The following is a 9,897-nucleotide window of genomic DNA, read 5'->3' on the forward strand; positions in this document are numbered from 1 at the left end:
GGCGGTCAGACCGCATCGACCTCAGCCCCGGTGATCGTGCATCCCTGTGCCGATCCGGCAAGGTCGTATCGAATGCACGGTCGGTACCTGCCTTCACACGTGTCACGGCCGGACCGTGTTCACCCGATACGACGTGCCCGCATATCACCCAGTACCGGAGTTTCCTCCACCGTGCCGTTGGCCTTCGTGGACATCATCGACCCGCCGCCCATGTAGATGCCGACGGTGACGGGGCCACGGGCCTGGAAGTCGCCGAACACCAGGTCACCGGGTTGTGCCTTGGTGAGCGGCACTTCGACGCCGATCTCCCACTGCTGCTCCACCGTGGTCGGCAGGGTGATGGTGCCGGCACTGGCGGCCGAGACCGCCGCCGAGGTGAAGCCCGCTTCGTCGAAGCCACCGCTACTCGGCCCCTGGGGTCCGCCGCCGCCGAAAACATAGGGGGTGCCGAGCCATTCGTGGGCCGCCTCGACAATCTGCGGACCCAGATCCTCGGTCGCATCGGGTACGAAGCGACCGCCGCTGCCGACACTGCGGAAACCGGCCTCGGCGGCCATGATTCGCGCGACGTAGGGCCGGGTTTCGGTGAAGTGGCGGGGATGCTGGTTCGGCATACCGCCCGACGCCAGTACCGAACCCTCACCGGCGTTGTAGGCGGCGACGGTCAGTTCGGTGACGTCGCCCTGCACGGTGCCATTGTCGATCCAGCCCTGGATCTTATCGGCGAGGGCGCACATGTAGCGGCCCTGGCCGATGATGGCGTCGCCGTCGTCCCACACGCTGGCCACCCCATTGCCGTCGGCGTCGATGACGTAGGGCTGGCCATCGGGCGCGGTGGATATGGCCGTGCCGGGCATGAATTGGGCGATGCCCTGGGCACCGTCCGGCGAGACCGCGCCACGGCGGAATCCGGATTCGGCCTGGCCCTGCGCGGCCAGCAGGGAGGAGCCGATCTGCGGGCACAGCGATCCGGCGCGGCGGTACCAGACCTCGAGTTCCGGGGGCACCTTGCCACCGGCCAGATTGCCGCCGGGACTACCGAATCCGTTATCGCAGTGCGGTGCCGGGGCGGTGACGGTGGGCATGGACCCGCCCGACAGCCACGGCATCGGATCGACCGGCTTGCCGCCGCTCATGCGACCGCCGGGTACGAGCTCGAAATGCAGGTGTGGGCCCGAGGATTCACCGGCGGAACCGACATCGGCGATGTGCTGTCCGGCTTTGACCGCATCGCCGACCCGCACGTAGATCTGCGGTAGGTACATATGCCCGTAGACGGTCGAATACCGCTGGCCCGACTCGTCCAGGGAGTCGATGACCACCCAGCCGCCGAAGCCCGAGGCCGGGCCGGATGCCACCACGCGCCCGTCGGCGGCGGCGTAGATCGGGGTGCCCGAGGGGGCGGCGAGGTCGACGCCGTGGTGTCCGCCGCCGCGCGAACCGAAGATATCGGAAACGCTGAAAGTGCCTGCGGCGAGCGGGAATGTCCGGTCGCTGCCCGGTCGCAATCCTCCGGCCGCATTGACCGGTCCGGGCATGGCGGCCAGCGATACGCTCGGCTGCACCGTGCTGCTGGACGCGGTGGTCGGCGTGTCCTTGATTGTGACCTGCACCCGGTCCAGGTGATTGAGCGCGTCGCTGCCGCGATCCTCGAGGGGCTTCCAGCGCACGGCGGCCGCCGCCTCGGGGGTCCAGCTGCGCTGCTTCCAGATGAGGTACTCCACGCCGAAGATGGAGGCGTTCTCCTGTAGGAAGGTGACGATGGCATCGCCCCTGGCCTGCCCGATACCGTCCGATCCGACAATGAATTCGACCGCGCGCCCCGTGCCCAGGTCGCCGAAGGCGTCGTCGGTGACGCGACCGCGCATATCCATCATGCCGAAACGCGCCACCACACAGCGCAATGCGCGCAGCGCACCGTCCTGTAGTCCGTCCTCGGCCGGTGATCCGGTGGCGGCGCAATTCGGTTCCGCCGCAGCAGCTGTCGCGGTCCCGATGGTGGGCATACCGGGCGCACAGTCCTCTTCGCTGGCGGGCAGCACCACCACCAGCACGAGCGTGAGCAGGGCAACCACCAGCCCGCCGGCAATCATGACCAGGCGGTTGAGACTCACGCCGGAGCGCTCACACCCTGCGCGGGAGCCGAATCGACCACGACCGCCGACACCGGTACGCCGACGAACGACGCGGTGCACGGCACTGATCGAGGCATTCGGTCATGCTCCTTCGGCGCGAAAGATCGGGCGCGATCGCTTGGCTATTCTGCCATGTTCGGCGACGACCGGGCAGCACATCGTCGGAGTGTCCGGGGTGCGCCGGTGGTGTGGTCGGCCGCGGCGCGCCTCTGGCGATCCAACGGGCGAATGTCCAGGTGTACACAGTCCGACTGCGGCGAATAGTTCACCACGGCAACCGGATTGGAGTGTGGTACTCCGCAATCTTCGTGCCGCGTCCGAGAGCTCGGGCGGCCCGGCTCCGGAGGTGCGGCGGCGAACGAATCCCGCTGGGCGGTGGCAAGTCACCGTCCGGTGGCGGAATTCTCCATCACACGGGGTCGGTGACCGCCCGGAGTCGATTGCCTCGACCATGCCGCCGAACATCTCCTGGCCGATCTTCCGGGCGTTTGCCGCCCCGACGGCGCAGGATGGGGGTATGCGTCGCGCATCCGTTCCCCTGAGTCATCGACCGCGACGGCACTGCTCGAGCAGGGCCGGATATCCCGTCGCGCTGCGCACCCTCACCGTGGCCTGCCTGGTGCTCGGCGTGGTGTCGGGCTGCGGTCGTGACGATGCGGGGAGTTCGGGACCGCCGACGGTGGCGAGTACGACGGCGGCCAGCAGTGCGTCGGGGGTGCCCGATCTCGAGGCCGGTGCGGACCTGGTGCGGGGAATCGACACGCCGTGGGGGTTGGCGTTCCTTCCGGAGGGCGGGGCGTTGGTCGCGGAGCGCGATACCGGGGCGATTCTGCGGGTGACACCGGGGGCACCGGCCGAGCGGGTGTACGAGGTGCCCGGGGTGGCGGCGGGCGGGGAAGGTGGGCTGCTGGGGTTGGCGGTGTCACCGGAGTACGGCGAAAACGGTTACGTGTATGCCTATTTCACGGCGGCGGATGACAATCGGATTGTGCGGTTCCGGCTCGATGGGCAGCCGGAGGTGGTGTACTCCGGGATCGAGAAGGCGTCGAACCACAATGGTGGGCGGATTGCCTTCGGGCCCGATGGGATGCTGTATGTGGGCACGGGGGATGCGAATCGGCGGGAGCTGTCGCAGGATTTCGACAGCCCGAACGGCAAAATTCTGCGGTTGACGCCCGACGGGCAGACCGCGCCGGGTAACCCCACGGCGGGGTCGCCGGTCTACAGTCTCGGCCACCGCAATGTGCAAGGGCTGGCATGGGATTCGACGGGACGGCTGTTCGCGGCCGAGTTCGGCCAGAACAGGTTCGATGAGATCAATCTGATCGAACCCGGCCGAAATTACGGCTGGCCCGCGGTGGAGGGGGACGCGAATACCGACGGCGGGCGGTACACCAACCCGTTGCTGACCTGGAGTCCCGCGGAGGCATCGCCGTCGGGTATCGCCATTGCCGGGGACACACTGTATGTGGCGGCGCTGCGGGGTGAGCGGCTGTGGACGGTGCCACTGCGGGACGGTTCGCTCGGAGAACCGGTGGCACGGTTGACCGATCAGCTCGGACGGTTGCGCACGGTGGAGGTGGCACCGGACGGGGCGCTGTGGCTAACGACGTCGAATACCGATGGGCGGGGCGATATCCGCGACGGCGACGACCGCATCATCCGATTCCCGGCGCGCTGACCGCGGGCATCCGCACTGTGCGGTGCGGCCTGTCGGGTGTGGATTCCGGCCAAAAGCACGCCGGAATGACGAGGGGCATTACGCACCGGACTTCTGATCAGCCCCTTAGTCCGAAGAGTCCGGCTGTCGTTCCGGCGGAATGGGCGGCCACGCGGCCGGTGTCACATTGTCCGGCTTCGCGGCCGGGGTGTCATCCCAGTCGAATTGTGTGCCCACCCAGGCCTTGGGCCGGTCGAAGCTGACCTCGCGGGCGTGCAGACCGGCACGGCGGAAGGAGATTTCGCCGAAGAAATCGCCACCGGTGAACAGTACGGTGCGGGCTTCGAAGACGGCATCGGCGAAGGACACCGCACCGTGGTATTCGGCGTCGGTGAAGTCGATCTCCTGAGTGCCGCCGGTGCGCCAGCGCGGCCGCACACCGAGGCCGGTGCCGTCGAAGCTGGTGCCCTGGGAGTAGAGACGGGTGCCGGTGAAAGCGATTCGGGAGCCGGTGAATTGGGCTCCCGCGAAGGAGGTGCGGTCGCCGTCGAACAGCGCGGCGCCGAATGAGGTGAGTGCGGCGGCGAAAGTGGCCTCAGCGAAGGTAGTGCGGTCACCGGTAAAGGTGGCGCGCTCGAATGTGGTGCGCGCACCGGCGAATACGGCTGCATCGAAGGTGACCAGGCTGGCGAAGGTGACGTCGGCGAAAGTGGTCGCGGTGCCGCCGCGTTCGGAGCGCCCCACCCGGGTGGGGCGGAAGACGGCGCGCTGGAACGACGTCGCGCGGCCACGGAAGGTCGCGCCGCGGAAGGTGACCCGCTTGCCCAGGAACCGCGCACCCTCGAATGTCGTGGTGCGGGTGGCCAGGAAGGTGGCATCGACGAAGCGGGTATTGCGGCCCGCGAAGACCGCGTACCGGAAGTCGGCATTCTCGAAGACGGCGTCGGTGAAGTCGAAGTCGCAGGTGGACCAGGAGTATTCGGCGCTGTAGCGCAGGTGTTCGGCCATGACGCGCACAATGGTGTCGCGCACCTGGCGGTCGTTCTGCCGGTACTGGTAGGTCCGCTCGACTCCCGCCCCGTCCTCGTCGAGCCGCTCGGTGCGGCTGACCAGATGGTTGGCGCCCTCATTCGGCACATACGGCAGTCGCAGATACCCGCACAGCACATCGACGCACTGCTGGCGCCGCCCGGGAGCCGAGAACTCGTCCGCCACACCGGCCATGGCGTAGACGCCCGCGATACGCACCGCCACATCGGTCGCACCCAATTGACCGGCCGCCGCCCCGAACAGCTCAGCGAACCGTCCGCGCTCCAGATCCCGCTGCCGCCGATAGGCCACCACCAGCGCCACCGCACCACCGACGCCGGCCGTCACCGCGAGTGCGATCTTGGTGAGGTCCAGCTGATTCGGCGTTTCCGCCTCAGCGCCGAGCAGTACCCACAGCAACCACCAGGTCAGCGCCGCAATGGCCAGACCACCGAAAACCGCTGTCAGAACCGACAGTAAGAGTGCCGAACGACGCATTCCACGCCCGAAACCAACCACGAACCACCCCCACCGCCACATAGCGCGATGGTAGCGAGGGAACCGGCAGACCGCAGCGGGAGGCGGAATAGGTGATCCGGCACAGTGCATTCCGCGCGGAGCAACTCCGGTCGCCGAACCAGTTCAGGCGTTCTGTCGCCGCAGCCCCATCCCCGCCGCCACCAGGCACGCGAGCGCGACCGCGCCGACGAACCACGGGAACACCGTGGTCAGTCCCCACTCGGTTGCCGCCCATCCGGCCAGAACCGTCGGCAGCGCCATGGCCGAGTAGGCCAGCAGGTAATAGGCCGACATGGTTTCGCCGCGTTTGTGCTGCGGCACCACATTGCCCAAATGCCGCAGGGAACCACCGAAGCCGAGGCCGAAGGTCGCGCCCAACACCACACCGGCCACCAGCACCACGACCCAATTGTGGGTGCCGAGTGCCGGAATCGTGAGCACCAGGGCGACGGCCATCCCGGCGTCGCCCACTATGGCGGCGCGGCGGGCGGGGATATCGGTGGCGAAGAACTGCGTCATCGCGCCCGCGGTGGCCGTCGCGGCCACCACCGCGCCACCGAAGACGAGGTTGTGCACGCCGGTCTTGGCGGCGGCCAGTGACGGGTACAGCGACAGCAGTACGCCCAGTACCGACCACGCCGCCATGACACCCAGCGCCGAGAACCAGAAGTCACCGCGAATCTCCTGCGGGATGGACGGCTTCACGATCCTGATGGGTCCCACGACGCGCGCGGTATGCGGTTCCCGCAGCGCAAGTACGCCGACGCCGATCACCAGGCACACCACGGTGATCACCACGTAGGGGGTGCGCAGCGGGTAGGGCGCGTACTGCGCCAGCAGCGCCGATCCCAGAATGGCCACCGCCATACCGACATTGAAGGCCACACCGGACAGCTGCCCGGACCGCGCACCGTGTTTGGGTCGCAGATCGAGCAGGGCCGCCGCACCCGCCACCACGGTCGCGCCGACCGCCGCACCGTGCAGCGCTCGCGCCAGTAGCAGCATGGCCACATTGTCGGCGAGCAGGAACACCACCAGTCCGGCGATCATGATGCCGAAGGCACCCAGCAGCACCGGCTTTCGGCCCACCGAATCGGATATGCGCCCGGAAACCAGCACCGCGCCCAATGCCGCTATCGCATAGGTCGCGAAGACGAGGGTGGTGGTGAGCGGTGTGAAATGCCACTCCTGCTCGTAAATGCCGTAGAGCGGGGCCGGTACCCCGGATACGCCGAGTGCCACGCCGGTGGCGGCGAGCACGAGCGCGTATGCCCAGGTCTGCGTGCCCCGCTCGGCCCGAACCGCAACATCCGCTGCCATCAAAGCCCCCATCAGGTAAGTTTGATTGTGATCGAACCTGACCCTACTCCCGGTTCGATAATCGTCAAACCGCAAACCCGAGTGAGGTAGCTCATGCCCGACACCGAAGCGCCGCCCACCGTGGCTCCGCTACCCGCGGTGCTCGGCGCGCTACAGGACCCGGTCCGCCTGGAAATGGTGCGCCGCCTGGGCGAAGCCGGTGGCCCCCTGCGCTGTAGCGCCCTCTACGACACGATCAGCAAATCGACCGCCGCCCACCACTTCAGGATCCTGCGCGAATCCGGCATTATCGAACGCACGACCGTTGACGGCCAGACCTGGGTCCGCCTGCGCACCGAGGAAGTCGGCGCGGCCCTCCCCGGCCTGCTCGAGGCCATACTCACCGCCGCGAGTCGCCCCCAGAAATAGCGGTGCCTACCACCATTTTCGCGCTACGGTCGGACAATGCGTATTCGTGCCGCCACGGCCGACGACCTTCCCGAGCTCCAGAAGATCGAGATCGCGGCCGGAGAACCCTTCCGCACCCTGGGCATGATCGAGATTGCCGACGATGACCCGCCCTCGCTGGACGTGCTCGACCAATACCGCCGCGCCGGACGCGCCTGGGTCGCCGTAGACGACGATGACAACCCCATCGCGTACGTCATCAGCACGCAGGCCGACGATACCGAGCACATCAGCCAGATATCTGTACACCCCGACTTCGCTCACCGTCGCATCGGCAAGGCGCTCATCGATCACCTGGCCGAGTGGACGCGCACCACCGGCATGCCCGCCCTGAGTCTCACCACATTTCTCGAAGTCCCTTGGAACGCACCGTATTACGAGCGCCTGGGCTTCCGCCGCCTCCGCGACGACGAACTCACCCCGGACCTCTACAAGATCCGGGCACACGAGTCCGAGGTGGGCCTGGACCGCTGGCCCCGCATCGCCATGCGTCGCGAACTGGTATAGCCGAGCACGATCAGCGGAAACCGGTGGCGGAATCCTGTGAGAGACCACCGCCACCAACTCCTGGCTGCGATGGGCCGGTGAGTGAACTCGCTCGGGGACCGCGTCAGCCCCGCACCCAGCCCACAGACACGAGCTCGACAGCCGTTCGGTGCCACCCACGGACGAGATTGGCGATGCGAACCGTCACACCCCGAACTCGTCGGGAGTCCTCGCCGCTCAGTCCCCAATACGTGAAGTATTCGACGGAAGCGCCGGAGGTCCGGCTCGGACGTCTCGCTCGCATCTCCACGCGATCATGAGGCGCCGCGGTCGATGTGTGCACGGTCAGGGGAGTGGGTGGCGGCCCTGTGCGCGAGGCCGCCACCCGTAGTTCCCCTCGCCTTCACTCCGGGGGTGGGGGCGGGGGCAGCTCTTCCACGGGTGGTGGCGGTAGCGGCTCGGGAGGTGGCGCGACCCCCTCAGGAGGTGGTGCGATGCCCTCCGCGGGCGGGGCGGGCTCCTCCGGGGGCGGCGGGACCTCAGCGGGCGGCGGTTCGGGTGAGGGGGTGGGGGTTACCTTGACCGTCGTGGTGGTCGGGGCGACGGTGGTCGGGCGCTGGATCGTCGGCTTCGGCGAGCGCTCCGTGTCGTTGTAGTCCGCGGAGCCGATATGTGCGGCGGACCAGGCGAATCCGGCGCCCGCCAACACGATCAGCGGGGTGCACAGGGCTACCAGCATCGCGCCCATGCGGCGTTGCCGCCTGCGCCGCGCCACGACCGCCAGGGCGAGGGGCATTTCCACCGCCAGGGTGCCGACGGCGAGGCAGGCGACGGCGGCGAGTGTCCAGGCGGCGGGTTCGTTGGACCAATCCGACAGTCCCGCAACGGCTCCGACGGCGATCAGGGCCAGGGCCGCGACGATGGCGAAGCGTTTGGCCGCGTAGGCGAAGCTGCCGAGGGAGTTCTCCTCACCACCGTTGCGACGCATCCACGAGCAGAACAGCAGTCCGTGCCCGAGTCCGGCACCGGCGGCAGCGATGACCAGTAGCAGGTAGCCGGTGCGCGCCGAGTCGACGGACGAGCCCATCCGCAGCAGCAGTGTCGCGAGCACGGCGATCGAGCCGGCGAGTGCCAGAGTTGCCAGTCCCGCAACAGCTTCCGGACGACCACGTACCCGCCGCACCAGATAGCCCTCGGGCAGTTGACGGCTCAGCGTCCGCAGCACCACGAGCCACGCCACGGGAATGATGGCGCACAGTGCCGGTGTCAACCAGCTCAGCGTCCCCGGGGAAGCCCAGATCGACGCCAGCGCAACGATTCCCGCACAGGCCCACACCCACCCGGCCAAACGCAGCAGCGAGCGCCAGGTAGTTGCGGCCAGCAGCTGCCGGGCGGGCAGCTGGCCGGGCCGCGAGGCAAGCAGCCCGCGCACCACCCCCAGCGGACTCCCCCGCCACACATCCAGGCGGGCCTGCAACATCATCAGATCCGGATGCAGCGAGTTCAGCGCCAACCCGTCCGCGACATGTTTGGCCGCCGCGATGCGGTCGCCGAATTCGAGTTCGAGGTCGGCCGCCGCCGCATGCGTCTCCGCGCCGGGTTCGAGCCGCAGGGCCCGCACCACGGCGGTCCGCGCCTCCCCGCGCTCCCCGTCGCTGGGTCCGAACCCGCGCGACAGCACCCCCGCGAACACCAATAGCGCACGCGCATTATCCGGTTCGAGCGAAATGGCGATCCGTGCGTGCCGAACCGCCTCGTCCACTCGCGCCGACGCTTCGAACGCCAGCGCCGCGGTCAAATGCGCATCGACCCGATCCGGATCGGCCGCAATGGCCAACCCGGCCATCCGCAGCGCCTCGTCCACCTGATTACGCCGATAAGCGATCTCGGCCATTCGTCCCAAAAGCCCGGGATCATGCGGCTCGGCCACCAGTGCCCCGGCGATCATTTCCCGAGCCTCATCCAAACGCCCGAGATCACTTGCGGCGCGTGCTCTTTCCAGCACCCGCGAGGTTTCAGTCATCCCTCTCCCGATCGTGCACTCCGGCCGCTGACACTAGCTCACAGGTAGCCGATCGCGCGATGGATGGGTGATGCTGATCCGTACACGGCTATGGCGGACAAGATCTCTCGGAGCGGGCGCACCGTGTTGCGGCCACAATATCGTGGAGTCGGTCCGGGCTATGGGGTGGCGGCGGGTTTCGCCTTCTGCGGGAACGAAACTTCTGGGGTGCGGGCAACTGCTGTTCTCGGGGCCTACGTAGCCGAGTTGAGAGCGGGGGTGACGGTTCCAGCCGGGTG

At 68.1% G+C, this 9,897-nt stretch carries 7 protein-coding genes; 3 read left to right on the forward strand and 4 right to left on the reverse strand.

The annotated features are described in order from the left end of the window. Nucleotides 1-119: 119 nt before the first annotated feature. The gene (locus NU1_RS34540) at nucleotides 120-2,114 is read right to left on the reverse strand and encodes a M23 family metallopeptidase (RefSeq protein WP_245720447.1); all 1,995 of its coding nucleotides are present in this window, start codon (nucleotides 2,112-2,114) and stop codon (nucleotides 120-122) included. A 538-nt stretch (nucleotides 2,115-2,652) separates the two neighbouring features. Here NU1_RS34540 and NU1_RS34545 point away from each other — a divergent pair. Beyond that, nucleotides 2,653-3,816 (forward strand): PQQ-dependent sugar dehydrogenase, encoded by a 1,164-nt coding sequence (locus tag NU1_RS34545; RefSeq protein ID WP_084522085.1) that lies wholly within the window; start codon nucleotides 2,653-2,655, stop codon nucleotides 3,814-3,816. A 105-nt stretch (nucleotides 3,817-3,921) separates the two neighbouring features. Here the strand turns inward: NU1_RS34545 and NU1_RS34550 are convergent, their stop codons facing one another. Both NU1_RS34550 and NU1_RS34555 read right to left on the reverse strand, forming a co-directional pair. After that, nucleotides 3,922-5,322 carry a pentapeptide repeat-containing protein gene (locus NU1_RS34550; RefSeq protein ID WP_245720448.1) on the reverse strand — a complete coding sequence of 467 codons (1,401 nt, stop codon included), beginning with the start codon at nucleotides 5,320-5,322 and terminating at the stop codon, nucleotides 3,922-3,924. A gap of 144 nt (nucleotides 5,323-5,466) precedes the next feature. Further along, the gene (locus tag NU1_RS34555; protein ID WP_157553415.1) at nucleotides 5,467-6,663 is read right to left on the reverse strand and encodes an MFS transporter; all 1,197 of its coding nucleotides are present in this window, start codon (nucleotides 6,661-6,663) and stop codon (nucleotides 5,467-5,469) included. A gap of 93 nt (nucleotides 6,664-6,756) precedes the next feature. Between NU1_RS34555 and NU1_RS34560 the strand changes: the two genes are divergently transcribed. Both NU1_RS34560 and NU1_RS34565 read left to right on the forward strand, forming a co-directional pair. Next, nucleotides 6,757-7,071 carry an ArsR/SmtB family transcription factor gene (locus NU1_RS34560; RefSeq protein ID WP_067528111.1) on the forward strand — a complete coding sequence of 105 codons (315 nt, stop codon included), beginning with the start codon at nucleotides 6,757-6,759 and terminating at the stop codon, nucleotides 7,069-7,071. Between the two features lie 36 nt (nucleotides 7,072-7,107). Beyond that, nucleotides 7,108-7,617: a GNAT family N-acetyltransferase gene (locus NU1_RS34565; RefSeq protein ID WP_067528113.1), complete on the forward strand. Its 510-nt coding sequence runs from the start codon at nucleotides 7,108-7,110 to the stop codon at nucleotides 7,615-7,617. A 382-nt stretch (nucleotides 7,618-7,999) separates the two neighbouring features. Here NU1_RS34565 and NU1_RS43895 read toward each other — a convergent pair whose 3' ends face one another. Continuing rightward, a complete protein-coding gene (locus NU1_RS43895; RefSeq protein ID WP_157553417.1) occupies nucleotides 8,000-9,619 on the reverse strand; it encodes a tetratricopeptide repeat protein in 1,620 nt (539 codons plus the stop codon). Nucleotides 9,620-9,897: the final 278 nt, after the last annotated feature.

Origin of the sequence: Nocardia uniformis NBRC 13702 (assembly GCF_001613345.1) — a bacterium.
Taxonomy (GTDB): Bacteria; Actinomycetota; Actinomycetes; order Mycobacteriales; family Mycobacteriaceae; genus Nocardia; species Nocardia uniformis.